Annotated in this window: 19 protein-coding genes; 11 read left to right on the forward strand and 8 right to left on the reverse strand. The window is 59.4% G+C overall.

Features of this window, described 5'->3' with window-relative positions; genetic code table 11:
* The first annotated feature begins 80 nt into the window (after positions 1-80).
* Positions 81-1,388, forward strand: a complete 1,308-nt coding sequence (locus CBB62_05270) for a hypothetical protein (protein ID OUT41729.1) — start codon at positions 81-83, stop codon at positions 1,386-1,388.
* 97 nt (positions 1,389-1,485) lie between these two features.
* On the opposite strand, the gene CBB62_05275 is transcribed toward CBB62_05270, so the two are convergent.
* Both CBB62_05275 and CBB62_05280 read right to left on the reverse strand, forming a co-directional pair.
* Positions 1,486-1,755: a hypothetical protein gene (locus CBB62_05275; GenBank protein OUT41730.1), complete on the reverse strand. Its 270-nt coding sequence runs from the start codon at positions 1,753-1,755 to the stop codon at positions 1,486-1,488.
* Between the two features lie 216 nt (positions 1,756-1,971).
* The gene (locus CBB62_05280) at positions 1,972-4,731 is read right to left on the reverse strand and encodes a preprotein translocase subunit SecA (GenBank protein ID OUT41731.1); all 2,760 of its coding nucleotides are present in this window, start codon (positions 4,729-4,731) and stop codon (positions 1,972-1,974) included.
* Between the two features lie 264 nt (positions 4,732-4,995).
* Here CBB62_05280 and CBB62_05285 point away from each other — a divergent pair, with 264 nt between their 5' ends.
* The 5 genes from CBB62_05285 (at position 4,996) to CBB62_05305 (ending at position 9,120) form a co-directional block, all read left to right on the forward strand.
* Positions 4,996-5,979, forward strand: a complete 984-nt coding sequence (locus CBB62_05285) for a hypothetical protein (GenBank protein ID OUT41732.1) — start codon at positions 4,996-4,998, stop codon at positions 5,977-5,979.
* Between the two features lie 67 nt (positions 5,980-6,046).
* Positions 6,047-7,306: a bifunctional ornithine acetyltransferase/N-acetylglutamate synthase gene (locus CBB62_05290; GenBank protein ID OUT41733.1), complete on the forward strand. Its 1,260-nt coding sequence runs from the start codon at positions 6,047-6,049 to the stop codon at positions 7,304-7,306.
* Positions 7,307-7,309: 3 nt separating this feature from the next.
* Entirely contained in the window at positions 7,310-7,843 is a 534-nt protein-coding gene (locus CBB62_05295) for a hypothetical protein (protein OUT41734.1), read from the forward strand.
* A 23-nt stretch (positions 7,844-7,866) separates the two neighbouring features.
* The gene (locus CBB62_05300; protein ID OUT41735.1) at positions 7,867-8,310 is read left to right on the forward strand and encodes an NTP pyrophosphohydrolase; all 444 of its coding nucleotides are present in this window, start codon (positions 7,867-7,869) and stop codon (positions 8,308-8,310) included.
* A gap of 30 nt (positions 8,311-8,340) precedes the next feature.
* A complete protein-coding gene (locus CBB62_05305) occupies positions 8,341-9,120 on the forward strand; it encodes a hypothetical protein (protein ID OUT41736.1) in 780 nt (259 codons plus the stop codon).
* Here CBB62_05305 and CBB62_05310 read toward each other — a convergent pair whose 3' ends face one another.
* On the reverse strand, positions 9,121-10,968 hold the full coding sequence (locus tag CBB62_05310; GenBank protein OUT41737.1) for a hypothetical protein: 1,848 nt from the start codon (positions 10,966-10,968) through the stop codon (positions 9,121-9,123). It abuts the gene before it with no gap.
* A 306-nt stretch (positions 10,969-11,274) separates the two neighbouring features.
* Here CBB62_05310 and CBB62_05315 point away from each other — a divergent pair, with 306 nt between their 5' ends.
* From CBB62_05315 to CBB62_05325, 3 genes are read left to right on the forward strand one after another with little or no spacing between them, the layout of a single operon-like run.
* Positions 11,275-12,159 (forward strand): hypothetical protein, encoded by an 885-nt coding sequence (locus CBB62_05315; protein ID OUT41738.1) that lies wholly within the window; start codon positions 11,275-11,277, stop codon positions 12,157-12,159.
* A 27-nt stretch (positions 12,160-12,186) separates the two neighbouring features.
* Positions 12,187-13,317 carry a histidinol-phosphate transaminase gene (locus CBB62_05320; GenBank protein ID OUT41739.1) on the forward strand — a complete coding sequence of 377 codons (1,131 nt, stop codon included), beginning with the start codon at positions 12,187-12,189 and terminating at the stop codon, positions 13,315-13,317.
* A gap of 5 nt (positions 13,318-13,322) precedes the next feature.
* Positions 13,323-14,213, forward strand: a complete 891-nt coding sequence (locus CBB62_05325) for a cyclohexadienyl dehydrogenase (protein OUT41740.1) — start codon at positions 13,323-13,325, stop codon at positions 14,211-14,213.
* 12 nt (positions 14,214-14,225) lie between these two features.
* Here the strand turns inward: CBB62_05325 and CBB62_05330 are convergent, their stop codons facing one another.
* Positions 14,226-15,452 (reverse strand): hypothetical protein, encoded by a 1,227-nt coding sequence (locus CBB62_05330; protein OUT41741.1) that lies wholly within the window; start codon positions 15,450-15,452, stop codon positions 14,226-14,228.
* A gap of 137 nt (positions 15,453-15,589) precedes the next feature.
* Here CBB62_05330 and CBB62_05335 point away from each other — a divergent pair, with 137 nt between their 5' ends.
* On the forward strand, positions 15,590-16,231 hold the full coding sequence (locus CBB62_05335; GenBank protein OUT41742.1) for a hypothetical protein: 642 nt from the start codon (positions 15,590-15,592) through the stop codon (positions 16,229-16,231).
* Here the strand turns inward: CBB62_05335 and CBB62_05340 are convergent.
* The 4 genes from CBB62_05340 to CBB62_05355 are packed head-to-tail and all read right to left on the reverse strand — an operon-like array spanning position 16,223 to position 19,471.
* Positions 16,223-16,990 (reverse strand): hypothetical protein, encoded by a 768-nt coding sequence (locus CBB62_05340; GenBank protein OUT41743.1) that lies wholly within the window; start codon positions 16,988-16,990, stop codon positions 16,223-16,225. The genes CBB62_05335 and CBB62_05340 overlap by 9 nt on opposite strands.
* Before the next feature lie 48 nt (positions 16,991-17,038).
* Positions 17,039-17,656 (reverse strand): hypothetical protein, encoded by a 618-nt coding sequence (locus CBB62_05345; GenBank protein OUT41744.1) that lies wholly within the window; start codon positions 17,654-17,656, stop codon positions 17,039-17,041.
* Position 17,657: 1 nt separating this feature from the next.
* Complete coding sequence (locus CBB62_05350; GenBank protein ID OUT41745.1) at positions 17,658-18,599, reverse strand: hypothetical protein; 942 nt, start codon at positions 18,597-18,599, stop codon at positions 17,658-17,660.
* Positions 18,599-19,471, reverse strand: a complete 873-nt coding sequence (locus CBB62_05355) for a cell division ATP-binding protein FtsE (GenBank protein OUT41746.1) — start codon at positions 19,469-19,471, stop codon at positions 18,599-18,601. The genes CBB62_05350 and CBB62_05355 overlap by 1 nt, the downstream gene beginning before the upstream one ends.
* 172 nt (positions 19,472-19,643) lie before the next feature.
* Between CBB62_05355 and CBB62_05360 the strand changes: the two genes are divergently transcribed.
* A complete protein-coding gene (locus tag CBB62_05360) occupies positions 19,644-20,516 on the forward strand; it encodes a hypothetical protein (protein OUT42660.1) in 873 nt (290 codons plus the stop codon).
* Positions 20,517-20,525: the final 9 nt, after the last annotated feature.

The following is a 20,525-nucleotide window of genomic DNA, read 5'->3' on the forward strand; positions in this document are numbered from 1 at the left end:
ATTTTCGTCTTCTGCTTGCCTATTCGGCACGGATGATCGAAATCTAGTCCACTTCATCAGCAATCGAGCGTGATAAACCAATGGATATCTGGATAACAGCAGGTGCCGTAACCCTGCTTATGATCCTGTCGGCTTTCTTTTCCGGTTCCGAAACTGCCCTGACCGCTGCCTCCCGGGCCAAGATGCACCAGCTCGCCGAGTCCGGCGACAAGCGTGCCGGTCTGGTCAATTACCTGCGTGAGAGCAAGGAGCGGCTGATCGGTGCGATCCTGCTCGGCAACAACCTGGTCAATATTCTGGCCACCGCGCTGACTTCCAGCCTGATGATCCAGCTGTTCGGTGAGGCTGGCGTTGTCTATGCCACCATCGGCATGACCATTCTGGTGCTGATCTTTGCTGAGGTACTGCCAAAGACCTATGCCATCCGTCATGCGGACAAGGCGGCGCTGCTGGTCTCGCCGGTGATCCGACTGGTGGTTTTCCTGCTTGCCCCGATTACCGGCGCGATTACCGGTATTGTGCGCTTTATCCTGAAGCTGTTTGGCGATGCCGGGGATCAGGTCAGTTTTGCCGGCAATCTCGACGAGCTGCGCGGTGCCATTGAGTTGCACCGGGCCGAGGATGAGGTGGAAAAAGAGGAAATCCGCCACGAACGCGCCATGCTGCGCTCGGTTCTGGAACTGCAGGATATCGAGGTCGGCGAGATCATGACCCACCGCCGCCATGTGGCGATGATCAATATCGAGGAAGACAATGCGACCATTGTCGATGAGATGCTGGCATCGAGCCATACCCGCCTGCCGATTTATGAGGGCGAGGCCGACAACATTATCGGCGTGCTGCATTCCAAGGATCTGCTTCGCGCGGTGCAGGCCAGCAATAGCGATATTGCCAGTCTCGACATTCGCCAGATCGCCAGCAAACCCTGGTTCATCCCTGACACCACCTCACTGTTTGACCAGCTGCATGAATTCCGGGAGCGGCGTGAGCACTTCTCTCTGGTGATCGACGAGTATGGCGCACTGCAGGGTGTGGTGACCCTTGAGGACATTCTGGAAGAGATCGTCGGGGAGATCGATGACGAACACGACGCCCCGGTGGCGGGTGTGCGCCGGGAGGCCGATGGCAGCTATCTGGTGCAGGGTTCGGTGACCATTCGTGACCTGAACCGGGAATTTGAATGGAAGCTGCCGACCGAGGATTACTCGACGGTTGCCGGTCTGGTGCTGCATGAGGCCCGGCGCATCCCCGAGGTGGGCCAGACCTATGCCTTCTACGGCCTCAGCTTCGAGATACTGCGCCGTCAGCGCAATCAGATCACGCTGCTGCGTATCCGCCCACCGGAAATGCAGTTGCAGCCGGAGAGCGTGGAAGTCCCGGAAGCCTGAGCCTTAGCCCGCTCATATCCCTGAAATGAGAAAAGCCTGACCACGTGGTCAGGCTTTTTTCGAAACTTGTTTATCTGGCTGATGCCAGCAGGGCCTATCAGAAGCGGCGCTGCAGGTTCATCCGCTGTTCCTGTGCAGGGGCCGGAACGGTGGCCAGTGCCGGTGCCGGTTGTGGCATCAAGCTGCTCATCAGTGCGTGAACTGAATCACGACCGGAACCCAGAACCTTGCCAGCGGTCTCACCAATTGAGCGCAGCACTTCTGCCGGGCTCAGTTGCTCGCGGCTTGCCAGCATTGAACCGGCGAGGCCGGAGATGCTTGCGGTGCTTTCTTCGGTGGCTGCTGCGCCTGCGGGAAAGTTCTTCATCGGTCTGTTCCAGTTGCTTCGGACTATCATTAATATCTCTGGAATTGATGAAAGCGCATATTTTAATGCTCATGCAAGGCATATTTTTATAATAATATTTCTTTCTTTTGAAAGATGGTGTTGTTGATACTTTGTGCGCAATTTTTGAGTGTGCAATGCAGCAATCAAAGAAAAAGGCGGCTTTTCAGCCGCCTTCCTGTCTTTATGTGAGTCGCCTTAATCCAGTCGCCCGTGGCATTGTTTGTATTTCAGACCGGAGCCACAGGGGCAGGGGGCGTTACGCTGAACCTTGCCCCATGTGGACGGGTCATTGGGGTCGATGGCCGCAGTGGCGACAACCTCCGGTGCGTCGGCCTCGGCTACCTCACCGCCCTCAAGGGCAACTTCCGCCGGGTCGCGTGGTCCCTGAAAGCTCAGTTCATCGGCAGGTGGTGGTGCGAGATCTGCTGCAGCCGGTTGGCCACCGAGGCTGGCAACGGCCTTGGTCGTTCCATGCTCATCGATCGGGCCGACCTGAATGGTGATCAGGGCCAGTGAGTTGGTAACCTGTTCCCGCAGGCGGTTGAGCATGGCTTCAAACAGCTGGAAGGCTTCCGACTTGTATTCATTCAGCGGATCGCGCTGGGCATAGGCACGCAGGCTGATGCCTTCACGCAAGTGATCAAGTGTCAGCAGATGCTCTTTCCAGAGCTGGTCGAGGTGCTGGAGCAGGATGCTCTTCTCGACCGTGCGCATGACCGGCGCGCCATAGGTGGCGGCCTTGCGGGCCATCTGCTCGTCGGTCATGGTCAGCAGACGTTCCTTGACCTCAACATCGGCGATGCCCTCTTCCTTAGCCCAATCGGCAACCGGGATCGGCACGCCGAAGATGCGCTGGATTTCATCCTGCAGATGGGTTGTGTTCCATTGTTCGGGATAGGCGTTCGGCGGCATGCATTCGGCGACCAGATCCTCGATCACCTCATGGCGCATGTCCTGAATGGTATCGGACAGATCATCGATAGCCATAATCTCACGACGCTGTTCATAGATGACCTTGCGCTGGTCATTCATGACGTTGTCGTATTTCAGAATGTTCTTGCGGGCCTCGAAATAATGACCCTCGACCCGTTTCTGGGCCTTCTCGATCGCCTTGTTGATCCAGGGGTGGAAGATGGCTTCACCTTCCTTGACGCCCAGTTTCTGCAGCATGCCGTCGATGCGGTCGCCGCCGAATACTTTCATCAGGTGGTCTTCCAGTGACAGGAAGAACAGCGAGGCACCCGGATCGCCCTGACGGCCGGAACGACCGCGCAGCTGGTTATCGATCCGGCGGCTCTCATGGCGCTCGGTACCAACGATCAGCAGGCCACCGGCTTCCTTGACCGCTTCACGGGCGGCCAGAACTTCGCTCTCGATTTCCTGTTTCTTGGCCTCGGTCAGTTGCTCCGCCGGAATTTCCGACAGGCGCATCTCGATGTTGCCGCCGAGCTGGATATCGGTACCGCGACCGGCCATGTTGGTGGCGATGGTGACCGCGCCCGGACGACCGGCCTGGGCGATGATGCTCGCCTCCTGCTCGTGATAGCGGGCGTTCAGGACATTGTGCTCGATCTTGCGGCGGTTCAGTTCAGCCGAGAGCTGCTCCGACTTCTCGATCGAGATGGTGCCGACCAGAACCGGCTGGCCCTTGCCGCGTGCCTCGAGGATGGTTTCGATAACCGATTCCATCTTCTCCTTCTCGGTCCGGTAGATGATGTCGTGCTCATCCTTCCGGGCGATCGGCTTGTTGGTCGGGATATCGACAACCGGCAGATTGTAGATTTCCTCGAATTCCGCTGCCTCGGTCATGGCGGTACCGGTCATGCCGGCCAGCTTTGGATAGAGGCGGAAATAGTTCTGCAGGGTGATCGAGGCGAGGGTCTGGTTCTCGCGCTGGATGGTCACGCCTTCCTTGGCCTCGATTGCCTGATGCTGGCCCTCGCCGAAGCGGCGGCCTTCCATCATCCGACCGGTATGCTCGTCGATGATGATCACCCGGTCCGATTTGACGATATATTCCACATCGCGGCGATAGGCGTGCTGGGCACGCAGTGCACGGGTCACGTAGTGCAGCAGGTTGATATTCTCGATGTCATAGATGCTGCCATAGGCCATCAGGCCCATCTCGCGGCAGATATCGTCGATCCGCTCGGCACCCTTGTCGGTGAGCGAGACCGCTTTCGACTTCATCTCCAACTCGTAATCATCTTCCTCAAGCTTTTTAACGGCTTCATTGAACTGCATATACAGTTCCGAACTGTCGACCGAGGGGCCGGAGATGATCAGCGGGGTGCGGGCTTCGTCGATCAGGATCGAGTCGACCTCATCCACAATCGCATAATGGAAATCGCGCTGGACCATATCGGCGAGGCTGAACTGCATGTTGTCACGCAGATAGTCGAATCCGAACTGGGCATTGGTGCCATAGGTGATATCGGCGTTATAGGCGGCTTGTCGTTCCAGCTTGCCGAACTCGCTTTCGGTGATGCAGCCGACGGTCAGGCCCAGCGCCTTGTAAACCTGACCCATCCACTCGGCATCACGGGCGGCGAGGTAGTCGTTAACGGTGACGATATGCACGCCCTTGGCCGGGATGGCGTTCAGATAGGCGGCGAGGGTGGCAACAAGGGTTTTACCCTCACCGGTGCGCATTTCCGAGATATAGCCGCGGTGCAGAACCATACCGCCCATGAGCTGGACGTCGAAATGCCGCAGGCCGAGAGTGCGTTTGGCGGCCTCGCGCACGGCGGCGAAGGCTTCCGGCAGGATGGAGTCGAGCTTTTCGCCTGCCTCATGGCGCTTGCGGAACTCAGCCGTCTTGCCCCGGAGTGCGGTGTCGTCGAGCGCTTCAAATTCCGGTTCGAGCGCATTGATCTGCTCTACCGTTGAGGCCATGGATTTCAACACCCGATCGTTGGGTGTGCCAAATATTTTGCGGGCCAAGGCACCGATCATGGTGATCGTCCTGAATTTCGTGAAAAGGGAGACGTACTCAATTTTTGAAAACGCGTGGCCCCTATATAGGTGGTCACACGCCGATACTCTAGGGGTTTCACTTAAGAGTCTGGCGGGTTCCTGTCAATTCCGCCGGGAACCGGCAGGGGGATAACCCGCAAGCCGTGCTTGCAACCGGACCCGGGCCGTGGTCTTAATGCGCCCGATTATGCGTACGGTTTTCGTATGCCAAGACATGACCTTATTTAAACAGCGATCCAGATCATGGCCGACCAGACAAAAGAAAACAAAACCACCGAAACCGAAGCAGCGACCGAAGCGGCTGCACCGGCCAAATCTTCCCGTATGTCAACGCTGCTGCTGTTGGGAGCGGTTGTGATCATGGCGGTTTCCACCATCGGCTATGTCGCGATCAATGCGCCGAACGCACAGGAAACCAGTGATGACGGGGCAACCCAGCCGCTGGAGGAAAATCCGGTTGTTGCCAAGATCGATGGCACCGAATATCGCGCCGAAAAACTGCAGGCTTTTGTTGAAACGCTGCCGCCACAGGTTCGTCAGGTACCGCTGCAATTCATCTATCCATCACTGATCAAGCAATTCGCCAATCTGCAACTGGCGACCGAGGAAGCCTATCGTCAGGGCCTCGACAGCGATGCGGAAGTGCAGAAAGCCGTGCAATTCCAGCAGGACCGTATCGTGCGCGAAGTACTGCTCGACCGTCTGGTTGAAGAAGCGGTTACCGATGAAGCAATCGACAGTGCCTATAACGAGTTTTTGCTGAGCAATACTGCCGAAACCGAGGTCAAGGCGCGCCATATTCTGGTGCCGACCGAGGAAGAGGCGCAGGCCATCATCACCGAGCTCGATGGTGGTGCCGATTTCGCGACCCTTGCCAGCGAACATTCAACCGGTCCGAGCAGCAGTCAGGGTGGTGACCTCGGTTTCTTCACCCGCGACCGTATGGTGAAGCCGTTTGCCGATGCTGCCTTCAATCTTGAGGTCGGTGCCTATACCGAAGCGCCGGTTCAGACCGAGTTCGGCTATCATGTCATCCTCGTCGAGGATCGCCGTGAGAGCGAGCCGCCATCCAAGGAAGAGATGCGCGAGCAGCTCCACAACCAGATCGCGGCCAGCGTTGTTCAGGACTATTTCGACACGCTGCGCGATGGCAAGGAGATCGAGCTGTATGGTCTCGACGGCAAGCTGATGACCGAAGAGGACAGCGAGCCGGCAGCCAGCCAGTAAGGCGTCTGCCTCTATCAAGCGTTGTTGACCAGCATTATTGACCCCCGGTTTCAGGGATATACTTCCTATGGCTATCGCGGTTTCCCCACTTGCCCCGTCCGGTTTCCCCAATGTGGCACCGATTGATGGTGTTCGTATTGCCACCGGCAATTCCGGTGGTCGTTATCGCGGTCGTGATGATGTGTTGCTGATCGAACTCGAGCGTTCCTGCCCGGTGGCCGGTGTCTTCACCACGTCACAGACGGCAGCAGCGCCCGTGCTCTGGTGCCGCAAGGCACTGGCCGGTGGTCTTGCCCGCTCGTTCGTGGTCAATGCCGGCAACGCCAATGCCTTTACCGGCGATGCCGGGGAACGGCTGGTGGAAGCCACGGTCTATGCCGCCGCCCAACTGGCGACCAAGCAGGGTGAGCCGGAGCCGGTACCGCCATCACAGGTATTCGTTGCCTCGACCGGGGTGATCGGTGAGCCGATGCCCGCCAATATGATCGCAGCAGCACTGGAAGACGTGGCACCAAAGCTCGGACCATCCGACGGGCGCTGGGAAGCGGCGGCCAGGGCCATCATGACCACGGATACCTTCCCCAAGGCAGCCACCGCCACCTGCCGTATCGGCGGCAAGACGGTGACGGTCAGCGGTATCGCCAAGGGATCGGGCATGATTGCCCCGAACATGGCCACCATGCTCGGTTTCCTGTTCACCGATGCCGATGTAGATCAGGCAGTGCTGCAGCGTATCCTGAGTACGGCCAATGACCGCAGCTTCAACTGTATCACCGTTGATGGCGATACCTCGACCAGCGATACGGTGCTGATGGCGGCAACCGGTGCTGCCGGTAATCCGAAACTGACCAGCCTGCGTGATCGTGGCGTCAGCACCCTGCGTGCGGCGATCTATCGGGTCATGGAGGATTTGTCCCAGCAGATCGTGCGCGATGGCGAGGGGGCGAGCAAATTCGTTGAGGTTACCGTAACTGGTGCCAGATCGACCAAGGCAGCGCGTCAAGTCGCCATGAGCATCGCCAATTCACCGCTGGTGAAGACCGCGATTGCCGGTGAGGATGCCAACTGGGGCCGGATCGTTATGGCGGCTGGCAAGGCCGGCGTGGTTTTCGACCAGCAGGCGCTCTCCGTCAGTGTCGGCGGCATCACCATCGCGGCCAATGGCCAGCGGGTGCCCGATTATGACGAGGCACCGGTCGCAGCCCACATGGCGGGTCAGAATATCGAGATCGGTGTCGATCTCGGCAGCGGTCGCGGCAAGGGCCGGGTCTGGACCTGCGATCTGACCTACGACTACATCAAGATCAATGCGGATTATCGTAGCTGATTTATGCGGCCAACCAGTCTGAAAACGCTGCGTCTAAGTCTGCGGTGCCCCAAAATCAGCGATGTTGATGCCCTGACCATGGCGATTGGCGACCAGCGCGTCTCCCAATGGCTGGCGCGGGTGCCGCACCCTTACGGTCATAATGATGCGATCCGATGGATTGAGATCAGCGCGGATAACTGGCAGCGCGATGTTGCCTATCCGTTCAATGCGTTTCTCGGTGACCGACTGATCGGCGGTGTCGGCGTCACCCGCTGCAGCGATGAGGATGCGGTGCTCAGCTACTGGCTGGTACATGATTGCTGGGGACAGGGCTACGGGCTGGAACTGATCGAGGCGATTGCCGCGTTCTCTGCCGAAACGCTCGGGTTTCAGACCCTGACGGCAGGCATCCACCCGGACAATACCCGCTCCGAACGCTTGCTGCTGAAAGCGGGGTTCGAGGCGATCGGCGATCAGATATATCTGCACCCGCCACCGGATAATCGCTTGAAGGGGCCGCATTTTCGGTTATCTCTTGCCGGTGACAGCCAATAGCACCGGCCCGGAAGGATTATGCCATGACCACATCAGAAACGGTTGCCCTCGTCGGCGAACGGGACAAGCCGATCCTGCTGGTATCTGCTGCTGTACTGGTTGATGGCGATAACCGCGTGCTGCTCGCCCGCCGTCCCCATGGCAAGCATCTTGGCGGGTTGTGGGAGTTTCCGGGCGGCAAGCTGCAACCGGGCGAGACCCCGGAAGAAGCGGTGATCCGCGAGCTGCAGGAAGAGCTCGACGTGCACACACAGGCAAAATGCCTGCATCCACTGACCTTTGCCTCACATGCCTATCCCGATTTCCACCTGATGATGCCGCTCTATATCTGCCGCAAATGGAGTGGCTCGGCGAGCGGGCAGGAAGGGCAGGAAATTGCCTGGGTCAAGCCCGCACGTTTACGCGATTATCCGATGCCACCGGCGGATGAACCGCTGATCAGCGCCATTCAGGATCAACTGCTGTGACTTCCGGCATGGGGATGGTAACCTGACGCCATGTACCGCGATGTCGTTGATTTGCATGATTTCTACCGCGACCGGCTGGGGCGTGTTGTCCAGCGCCTGATGCGCCGCCGCCTGCGCCAGATGTGGCCGGATGTCAGCGGCCAGCGGGTCATGGGCTTCGGCTATGCCGGGCATCTGTTACAGGCGTTCGACGAACAGCCGACCACCCAACGGTTTCTGGTCATGCCGGCAGCCCAGGGCGTGATGCACTGGCCGCGCCAGAGTCCCTTGAATGCGGCGGTACTCGCCCATGAACATGCTCTGCCGTTCGAGGATGCCTCGATTGACCGGATTATCCTCTGCCACGCCATCGAATGTTCGACCCAGCCGGAACCGCTGATGGATGAAATCTGGCGGGTGCTGAGCGGGCAGGGGCGGGTCATGGTGATTGTGCCCAATCGCACCGGCTTCTGGGCGCGGGCCGATCACACGCCGTTCGGCCATGGGGTGCCGTATTCGGTCGGCCAGCTTGTCAGTCTGTTGCGGACCCATGATTTCGTGCCGGAACGCACGGCAAAGGCGGTGTTCATTCCGCCGATGAAGCGCCGTTTCCTGCTGTCCGGTGCTCTGGCATGGGAAGAGTTCGGCGAACGCTGGTTTGAACCACTCGCCGGGGTCAATATGATCGAGGCATCAAAACAGGTCTTTGCCGGGATCAAGCCACAGCGCGAGGCGCGCAAGACCGGTCGTCCGGTGCTGGTGCCCGGTCAGGTGCGTCCTGCCCATGGCTATATGGGTGGTATCAGCGCCAGTGTTGTGGAGCAGGGCTGATCAGCCGCGTTTGACCCGGAACACGGCCTGTTCGCCGAGCAGGTTGTGCCAGCGTGACAGGCGCTTGTAGTCAACCACGCGACCGCCGCCGAAACTGGTGTCGAGAACAACCTTGGCCGCTTCAATCTCCAGCCCCATCTCATCCGCCAGATCAATGAAGTCATTGATGGTGAAGAAATGGATATTTGGTGTGTTGTACCAGGTATGGGGCAGGGCGCTGGTCACCGGCATCCGACCACTGAGGCCGAGGGAAGCCCGTACCCGCCAATGGCCGAAATTCTGGAATGAGATCACTGCATGCCGCCCAATCCTGAGCATCTGCTCCAGCATCCGCCGTGGTTCGTGCATGGCCTGCAGGGTCTGGCCGAGAATGGCATAGTCAAAGCTGTCATCGGGGTAGTGTTCGAGGTCGCGTTCGGCATCGCCCTGAATGGCGGTCAGACCGCGTGAGACGGCACTGCGTACCAGTCCCTGATCAATCTCGATGCCGCGCCCCTTCACGCTGCGCCCGTCGCGCAGATGCGCCAGCAGCGCACCGTCACCACAGCCAATGTCGAGAACCGTGCTTTCCGGGGCAACCAGCCCGGCAATCAGGTTCAGGTCGACCCGGACGCTACGATCCACATCCATTTCCAGCTGGGTGGCTTCGGCCTTCGGCTTCAGGTTCGGCAGCAGGCCCCGATCTTGTGCTGCACCGTCGAGGAAGCCACGGATCATGGCCTCGAATTGCGGCTCATCGAGCAGGAAGGCGTCATGGCCCTTGTCGGTCTCGATCTCGACGAAGCTGACATCGGCGGAAGCGGCGTTCAGCGCATGGACCAGCCGCAGGCTTTCCGAGGTCGGGAACAGCCAGTCGCTGGTGAAGGAAGCAACGCAGAACCGCACCGGCGTATCCTGAAACAGCTCGGCCAGTCGGCTTTCCTGATGGGTCCCAAGATCGAAATAATCCATCGCCCGGGTGATGTAGAGATAGCTGTTGGCATCAAACCGCTCGACGAAGGTTGAGCCTTGATAACGCAGATAGCTTTCAACCTGAAAATCGGCATCGAAGCCGAAGGTGATATCGGCGCGGTCCTGCAGAGTCCGACCGAATTTCCGCTGCAGGGCTGGCTCGGACAGATAAGTGATATGGGCCGCCATGCGGGCAACGGCGAGACCGGAGCGCGGTTTCTTGCCCGCTTCGAGATATTTGCCGCCGCACCAGTCGGGATCGGCCATGACCGCCTGTCGCCCAACCTCGTCAAAGGCGATGTTCTGTGCCGTGTGATGAGCAGCAGTGGCAATCGGGATGGCGGAGAAGACCCGCTCGGGATAGCGCGCGGCCCATTCGAGTACCTGCATCCCGCCCATGGAGCCACCGATGACCGAGAACAGTGTCTCGATCCCGAGGTGATCCATCAGTAGCGCCTGGGCACGCACCATGTCGCCGATGGTAATGACCGGAAATTCGGTGCCATATGGCTTGCCGGTAGCAGGGTTGATATCGAGCGGACCCGATGACCCCATGCAGCCGCCGAGCACATTGCTGCAGATAATGAAAAAGCGGTCGGTGTCGATCGGCTTGCCGGGACCGACCAGCGCTTCCCACCAGCCAGGCTTGCCGGTTACCGGATGGAGTTCCGCGACATACTGGTCACCGGTCAGGGCATGACAGATCAGGATGGCATTGGTCTTGTCCTGATTGAGCGCACCGGCGGTGGTATAGGCAATGCGAACCGGGCCGAACTGCTCACCACTGTCGAGCGGCATGGGCGTTTCGGTTGCCAGCTCGACCTGATGGCCCGGCAGGGCAGCGATTGCCTCCGGGCTGGTCGGGGCAGACATCATCTGTTGGTTGTTCGCACCCAAAGTCAGGCTGTACCTATGCTGCGGTTAATCATGATTTCGTCTTTAGCTATGGTCATACGACAACAAATATGTCGAGACCAGCATTGTGATGTGCATGGCTTAATTGCTGTCAGCGAATATTTTATTGCTGCAACAGCAACTTCGCTTTGCTTTTTGGCGGTTTAGTCCATAGATAACGGACCTTCGTCGGGGCGCACTGCCGTCTGGCGTCATGTATCCGGCACTTATCCGGCTGCCAAAACGCGCAGTTCGGGGTAAGCTGCCAGCCTTGATCACCCTCTCGAATGCGAGCCGTTAGCCAAGTCGATGTCCGACCTTTCCGATCTCCGCGTGAAAATTGATCAGATTGATGACCAGATTCAGGATCTGATCATCGAGCGTACGGCCATTGTCGAGCATGTGCGCACGGCCAAGGGTGATGACCACATCTATATGCGCCCGGCGCGTGAGGCGGCGATCCTGCGTCGGCTGGTGGCGCGGCACAAGGGCCGGTTTCCGACCAATTCCCTGATCCGTATCTGGCGCGAGATCATTTCCACCCTGACCCTGATGCAGGGGCCGCTGTCGATTGCGGTCTATGCGCCCGGTAACCAGACCGGCCTCTGGGATGTGGCGCGCGACCATTACGGTGTTCAGGTGCCGCTGCTGCCCGTGCCGACCAAGACCGGCGTGCTGCGCGCGATTACCGAGGGCAGCGCCAATGTCGGTGTTCTGCCACTGCCGGAAGCGGAAGAGGAAGGCCCTTGGTGGCCGAACCTCGTCAGCGGCGATACGGCGGGGATCAAGGTGATTGGCATGTTGCCGTTCCATGATGCGGGCAATACCCGCAGTGAAACCCGTCTGGGCATGGTGGTCTCCAAACTCGCGCCCGAAGCAACCGGCGATGATCGCACCCTGATTGCCCTCCACCTCACCGAGGGCATGAGCCGCGACCGCCTCAATCAGGTGTTTGCCAAGTCCAAGGCAGAGGTAACCGCCTTCCTCGGTCAGGTGCCGGGGCTGGGCAGCGATGATGAACGCCTGCATCTGATTGAACTGGCAGGGTTCCTTGAGACCGACGGCCCGACCCTGAAAAAGGTCCAGCGCGAGTTGGGCGAATTTTGTCTGAGCCTCGATACGATTGGGGCTTACGCTACCCCGGTATCAGTTGCTATGACCGATGCAGCAACAACCGAAGCGGCCATCAGCTAGGCCGTACGATCATCGTTAGGCCAATCCATGACCGGCAAGAATTCAGGCCCGCAGCCCAAAGACAGCATCATGACCATCAGCGCCTATGTTGGTGGTGAGCATAAGGCGCCATCGGCCAACCGGGTCATCAAGCTGTCCTCCAATGAAGGACCGTTCGGCCCCAGCCCGAAGGCGAGCGCCGCCTTCGCCGCGCTGGCGGACAAACTGCATATCTATCCCGATGGCGGTGCCCATCAGGTGCGTGAGGCAATCGCCGAGACGCAGAACCTGCCGATTGAACAGATCGTCTGCAGCGCCGGTTCGGATGAGCTGATCGCGCTGCTGGTGCTCGCCTATGCCGGGCCGGGCGATGAGATACTGCACACCGAGCATGGTTTCCTGATGTACGCGATTTCCGCCAAGGCGGTTGGCGCGACGCCGGTTTCTGTACCGGAAACCAACCGCACGGCGGATGTCGATGCACTGCTGGCGGCGGTAACACCGGCCACCCGTATGGTCTTCATCGCCAATCCGAACAACCCGACCGGCACCTATCTGCCCGCGTCAGAGGTGCGTCGCCTGCATGCCGGACTGCCATCCGATGTGATGCTGGTGCTCGACGGGGCCTATGCCGAGTACATGACCGCCAATGATTACGAAGACGGTGTCGCGATGGTTCGTGAAGCAGAGAATGTCGTGATGATCCGCACCTTCTCCAAAATTCACGGGCTTGGCGGTATCCGCCTCGGCTGGGCCTTTGCGCCGCTGGCGATTGCCGATGTGCTGAACCGGGTGCGCGGGCCGTTCAATGTGAATGTGGCGGCGCAGGCGGCTGGTGCTGCCGCTATCCGTGATGTCGACTTCATTGCGAAGTCCGTCGCACATAATACCGAATGGCGGCAATGGACCACTGACCAGCTTCGCGCACTTGGTATCCGTGTGGATGACAGCTTTGGCAATTTCGTGCTGGCCGATTTCGGTGATCATGATCCCGAGCCGCTCCGCCTCGCGCTGAAGGAAGAGGGCATCCTGATCCGTCAGGTGGGCGGTTATGGCCTGCCCCATTGCATGCGCATCACCATCGGCACCGCCGAGGATATGCGCGAGACGGTTGATGCGATCAAACGGCACCTGCCGGTGATCATACCGCAAGCCGATACCAGAGTAATGGGCGGATAATTCCGATGAGTGACACTCCAGTTTTCAATAAGGTCGCCATCCTCGGTATGGGCCTTATCGGCTCCTCCATTGCCCGTGCGCTGAAGAAGCATGGGCTGGCGGGCAGCATCGTCGGTGGCGATGGCAATCAGGCGGTTTGTGACCGTGCCGTGCAGATCGGTCTGGCCGAGGCCATGACAACCGATATGGCGGCAGCAGTTGCCGGGGCCGACCTCGTGGTCATGGCAGTGCCGGTCGGTGCCTGCGGTGCCGTCGCAAGCAGCATGGCGCCGGGATTGGCACCCGGTGCAATTGTCACCGATGTCGGGTCGGTGAAGAAAAGCGTCCTCAATGACGTGGCGCAGCACCTGCCGAAGGGTGTGCAGTTCATTCCGGGCCACCCGCTTGCGGGCACGGAGCATTCCGGCCCCGATGCCGGGTTTGCCGAGCTGTTTGAGGGGCGCTACTGGATATTGACGCCGGAGGATGATGTTGATCCGGCTGCAGTTGAGCGCCTGAAAACCATTCTGGTGACCATGGGCGCACAGGTCGAGACCATGACGCCCGAGCATCACGACCGGGTACTGGCGATCACCTCGCATCTGCCGCATTTGATTGCCTATACCATCGTCGGCACGGCAACTGATCTGGCCGAGGAAACCAAGAACGAGGTGATCCGCTATTCGGCGACCGGTTTCCGGGACTTCACCCGTATCGCGGCCTCCGATCCGGTCATGTGGCGCGATGTCTTCCTCAACAACCGTGAGGCGGTGCTGGAGATTCTCCAGCGCTTCACCGAGGATCTGACAGCGCTGCAACGGGCGATCCGCTGGGGTGAGGGCGATGTGCTGGAGAAGCGCTTCACCGAGACCCGTGCGATCCGTCGCGGCGTCCTCGATGCCAAGCAGGCGGATTGATCAAGCGGTCGCTTATCGCGAACTGCCGGCCCAGATCACAGGCGGTACCCGTATCAGTTGGATATTGCCGAACCGGAACCAGCGGTCCTGAATGCTGACTTTGGCTTCGAGTACCTCGTTGCCTGCGTCATCTGTGGTGATCATATGGTGCAGCATGGTGCGGAAGAATTCGGCCATCAGCGGCTTTACCGTGCCTTCGGCAATCAGCCGGTCGAGCAGGATATTGTGCCCGCGCAAGGTCAGATCGAGCGAACCGGCCGGTTGCAGATCGCCATCAAGAGCACCCTGTCCGGTGCCATAGAGGCTGACATCCCCGATTTCGATGGCGAGGTCGTCGAGTTTTGCCTCCCCACCACCATCACGCCAGAGACCGAGCGCATAACTGTGCACACCCATTGGCAGCGGGCCATAGAGGGTGACGGTAAAGGCAAACCGGTTGATCACGTTGCCCAGCGCCTGTCCGGCTCGGCGCTCGAGTTCGGCCAGACGTGGATCGTCTTCGGCCAAATTGGGCGCGATATTGTGCAGACTGGCCTCGATAGTCAGGGCCGGATCTCCGGCTTTCACCGCAGGCCAGACCGGCGAGAGCAGTGCCATGTCGATGGTATCAATGGTGATGCTGCCAACCGGACCGGAGAAATCGGGCGCTGCAGGATCAGGTTGTTGATCCAGATTGATGGTGCCGTCATCGCCCGTGCCATCCGATCCTGCCACCCGTGGCGGATCGCCGAGGCTGACCACCACATCATGCAGGCTGATATGCGGGTCACGCGGGCCGGTATCGGCAAGGGTAAAGTAACCATCGGCGCGGGCCGCCTGTACCGTCACATAACCGACCGGAAACTCGCTGTTATTGGATGGAACCGGCAAGCGCAGGCGGATATTGCCCTCAACCTGCCATCTGAAATTCCGGTATTCAGGCAGGCCAAAACCGACCCGTCCTACATCCGCCGACAGCCGTGCGCCGGTTTCCGGGTTGGTAATTTCCGGTTGCTCCAGCGTCAGGTACCAGTTGAAGGGATAGCCGCTGATCCGGCGTGATCCGGCGCGCAACTGCTGGCTGACCTCCTGATCCGCATCAAGGAAGAAGTTGTCAGCCTGTTGCTCGAGAAAATTGGCATAGGCGAACCAGAAGGCAGTCCAGCCCAGCACCAGAATGGTGGCGGCAATCAGGCCGCGTCTGAGCCAGCGTCGGGGTTTTCTAATTTCTGTTTCCGGGGGCGTGGTTTGATCCAACAGAACCTGTCCTGATGTGTTATCCTGATTGTCCGGGCCAGCTTAACCCATTGACGGGATATAGCTTAAATGGGACGGCAACCGCCATTTCCCAGGTCTTTTATCAGTAACAGCATATCCGATCCACATCACCAGAGATTATGGTTCTAGAACGCAGAGTTGATGATCCCTTTGACCGGCATTTCAGGCCGGGTGAAGCGCTGGAATGGCTGCGCAGCCACGGCTTGGCACCAGAAAACGAGGATACGCCACCTTATCGACCGATCTGGGTTTTCGGTTACGGCTCCCTGATGTGGAACCCCGGTATCCGGCATGACCATGCGGAAATGGTGTTGTTGCGTGGCTATCATCGCCGGTTCTGTGTGCTCTCGCACCGCTATCGTGGCACGCCGGAACGGCCGGGACTGGTGCTGGGTCTGGATCGGGGCGGTGCCTGCTGGGGCATGGCGTTCCGTATTCCGGCCGAGCATGTGGCCGAATGCGCCGAATACCTCTGGTACCGCGAGATGATCAGCGAGGTTTACAAGCCGACACTGATTTCGCTCAACCTGCGTGACGGACCGCAACGGGCAGTGACGTTCCGGGTGCGTCGGGATCATCACCAGTATTATCCGGGTCATGATCTGGATGAGGTTGCGGATATTATTGCCCGTTCGGTCGGTCCGCGCGGGGCCAATGTGGAATATCTCGATCAGACCGTTTGCCATCTGCGGCAGATGAAAATCCGTGACCCGCAGCTTGAAACCCTCTGGCATTCGGTGCAGGGCATACGCTCAGGCTGATTTTTGGCGGCGTTTGCCGGTCGTTGGTGCTTGCGGCATTGGCTTGATGCCATCCTGCTCAAGCATCCGGTCGCTCTCATCCTCGATCATGGATTGCAACTGGGTCATCAGGGCACTGCCAGACAGGCCGGGTTCGATCGGCGGCATCATGCGTACGGTAATCGTGCCCCGCTTTTTGAATAGCCCCATCTTGGTCGTATAGACCCCGGAATTCAGGGCGATGGGTACCACCGGCACATTCAGGTGCTCATAAAGCTTGGCAATACCGTATTTGTAGTCGCGTTTGACGCCGGGCGGGGTGCGGGTGCCTTGCGGGAAGATCACGATGTCACGGCCAGCGGCAATCCGGTCGGCGGCATGGGCGAGCATGGCGGGTACAGCTTCACTGCCCTTGCTGCGGTCGATGGGGATCATATCGGTACCTGACGCATACCAGCCCCAGAGCGGGATGCGGAACAGCTCAGCCTTCATGATGATGGCGGGACGGCGGAACCATACCGGCAGACGCATGGTTTCCCAGCCGCTCTGATGCTGCAGGGCGATCAGGCATGGCTGATCCGGCAGGTTTTCCCAACCCTCAATGCTGCCATTCAGGCCGAACAGTGGCTCCAGCCGGTCATGCAATCCGAAATAATACTTGGCCAGAAACCGCAACAGCCGATCAGATGGCAGCATCAGTGCTGGCAGATAGGCAATGCACAGAATGCCGGTCATGGCGATATAGATCACGCCGTGGATATAGGTCAGCAACCGGTTCATCAGATTTCCAGAAAGCTCATAACAGGACAGCTCATAACGGGGCAGGTGTCAGCGTGACAGCCGGTATAGGGCGTAACGCAGGCTGGTCACCAGATATTTCGTGTATTCGCGGGCATAGAGTTTCAGGCTTTGCCCGTTGTGCCACCAGCCGTCATGGACCAGATCTTCCGGTTCAATCGGGTGCGGGATGATGGTTGCCTCGGGTGCCGCCATGCGGAATTCCAGCATGCTGCGCTTGATATGATAGTTCGAGGTGACGAGCCGCACGGAGCTGTATCCCTGCTGTTCGAGCCAGCGGGCGGTTTCCATGGCATTGGCCACCGTATCGGCGGCGTTGTAGTCAAGCTCGATACAGCATTCGAGAGCATCCGGCGCATTGCGGGCGAGGCCAAGCAGTTCCTTGACCTCGACACCCTGATAAACGCCGGTGACAAAGAGTTTTCGTGCCTTGCCATCGCGCAGCAGGTCAATGCCGTTCTGCAACCGGTTGGAACCACCAGTCAGGACCACAATGGCGTCTGTCTGCTCGATTTCGGCGTTATCCGGAATGTCCTCGGGCATGGTTTCGGCAAAATGGATCAGCCCGCCGATCCATGCGATTACAGCAATCAACAGGGCGCTGGTGACGATTGTCAGTCGCAGTTTCGGGGTAAGCTTGAACGTCATATCAGGCGTTGCGTGATAGTTCGCGGATAACGGTCAGGCGGGCGGTAATCACCGCCAGCAGTACCAGAAAGGCCGGGAACAGCAGAACACCAAGCACGACCGACCAGTCAAGGCTGAGCCGGGGCAGGAAGCTCGGCCAGCCCTCGCCCATGACGGCGATGGTCAGCAACAGGCAGACAATCGCTGCAATCAGCCCGGCAGCAGCGCCGATACCGCCGCGCTTGAAGATATGCCACTCGATTTCCCGTGAAATATCCCGGTCCGCTGCCCCGATCAGGTGCAGCAGGCTGACCAGTCGCATATGGCTCGACAGGGCTGCACGGGCGCTGAAGGCACAGAGCAGTAGACTGGCGAGAAATACCGCACTCAGGATCGCATAGGCAAAAGCCTCGGCGATTTGCGCCGGGCGCAGCAGGTCATCGACCAGTGGTGCCTGATCAACCACCCGCAGCCCCTCGATATCGCCGGACAATACCGCTTCAAGGGCTGCCGGTTTGATCGACGGGGTTTCCGGATCAAGACTGACCTCGATCAGGATCGGCAGTTGCAGGCTTTCCAGCAGGCTCGGGTCTTCCAACCATGGTTCCAGTGCCCGCAACTGTTCCTCAATCGGCAGAGCAACCGCCTCGGTGACACCGGCGATGGCGTCGAGGGCATCAAGTGCCCGGTCGAGCCTGCCATCCTCATCGGCGGCAATCCCGGCGATGGGGTCAAGCTCAACGGTCAGATTGGCGGCGAGGCTGGATTCCCAGCGATCAGACAGCCCGGCGAGGGCGATGACCGCGGCCAGCGCGAGACAGCCTAGATAACCCATCAGGCCAATAATCCACGGCATGAAGCGCGAACCCGGTGTCGCGCCAAGCGGGATCAGGCCACGGTCGGCACGCAACAGGCGCAGTTGGGCACGGGCGCGCTTCAGGTAGAGTTTGGTGCGCTTGGGCATTACGGCTCGTTCCAGTCGAATTGGTTTTCCATCTCGCCATGATGAATCTGGTGCAGCTCATGGCGGGCGTCGCGCGGTTTGATGGCTTCCGGATTGACGGCTTTTCGGCCCAGCTCCATGGCGCTCAACACGGTCTTTTCGACCTGATCCCAGGCCATGGTCATGTGCGAGCGGTCCTCGACATAACCCTCGCCACTATACTTCAGCTGGCCATGTTTCAGGATTAGTGACGGGTGCGGGAACGAGGCGCGCAGGCTGTCATTATGGGTGGCCAGAATGATGGTGGTGCCGAGGCGGTTGAGTTCCTCGAACAGGCGCATCAGCCGCTCGGCGATCCGGTCATCCACATTACCCGTTGGCTCGTCCGCGATCAGCAGGGCCGGGCGGTTGATGACGGCACGGGCGATGGCGAGGCGCTGTTGCTCACCGCCGGACAGGGCGGGCGGGAACTGGTCAACCACATCGCCGAGACCGACCCATGACAGCAACTCAAGCACATGCTCGCGCAGTTCGGCGCGGGGGCGACCCTCAAGCCGCAGGGGCAGGGCGGCATTGTCGAAGACGCTCAGGTGGTCAACCAGTCGGAAGTCCTGAAACACAATCCCGATACGACGGCGAATCAGAGGCAGGTTTTTGCGTGAAAACCGGGTCACATCCTGACCGAACAGCCGGATCGACCCCCGACTTGGCCGTACACCCATATAGATCAGCCGCAGCAGGGAAGATTTTCCCGCTCCGGTTGCACCGGTAATATAATGGAAGGAACCGGCTGGCAGACTGAAATTCAGATCGCTCAAAACCTCAGGGTTTCGGCCATATCGCAGGCCAACACCCTCGAACCTGACCAGTGGTTCGATCTCCTCTTCCATCATGTGTTGGGGGGGCAAATCAGGGGTCATGGTCTGTGGGTAACCGGTGTCGGTATCAATCGGCGTGCTATTAGTGGCTGCGGACGATGCGGCCTATTCATGCTATGACATTTAGCACGGTGAAAGACCATGCGTTAGTCCCTAAACAAATAGAATATGTGACTGAGCCTAAATTATGATTGTTGCCTGCCCCGCCTGTAATACGCGCTACGAACTCCCGCCATCCAGTATCTCTGGTGAGGGGCGTCAGGTGCGTTGTGCGCGCTGTGGCAACCAGTGGTTCCTCGCCAAGCCCGAGGCCGCTGCGCCGACACCGAAGGCACCGCAGGAAGATGTGACCGGGGCCGAACAGGAAGTCGCCGTCGCCGAGAGCGATGACGAGGTTCTGGTCGAGGAAGAGACCGAAGTAGAGGTCGAAATCGAGACCGAGGTGGAAGTCGAGGAAGAGACCGAAGCCGATACCCCCGCCGAACCCGAGGAAGAACAGGAAGATCCGTGGGAGCGCCGCCGTCGCCGTGCCGCTGCTGCCGATGACCTGCCGGGCACGATCAAGGCCCGCCCGGATATGCCGGATATGGCCGCTGCCCAGTCGAGCGGCGTGAAAAAGGCCGTGGGCTGGCTCTGTGTTGCTGCCCTGATTGCCGGAACCGGTTTTGTCGGTCACTTCTATCGTGAGAGCATAATTGAGGCCCTGCCACAATCACAGGTTGTATATGAAGCGCTCGGCTATAATTTCGCCGGACCGCTTGAGGGGCTGGAACTGCCCGAGGTGACCTCAACCCGCAGCCTTGAGAATGGCTCTACCGTTCTGGTGGTCGAGGGCAAGGTTGCCAATACCAGCGATCAGAACAAGCGCCTGCCGACCCTGCGGGCGGAATTGCTCGATGCTGACGATCAGGTAATTTCCAACTGGACCTTTACCCTTGATCTCGGCGTGGTTGCTGCCGGGGCCGAGGTGCCGTTTACGGAAGTGCTGATCGATCCCGATCCGCGTGCCGTGCGGGTTGAGGTGTCACTGGTTGACAGTGCCGCCGCTGCTGGAAATTAAGCCCCAGAG

The organism is Micavibrio sp. TMED2, assembly GCA_002168225.1.
Classification (GTDB): Bacteria; Pseudomonadota; Alphaproteobacteria; order TMED2; family TMED2; genus TMED2.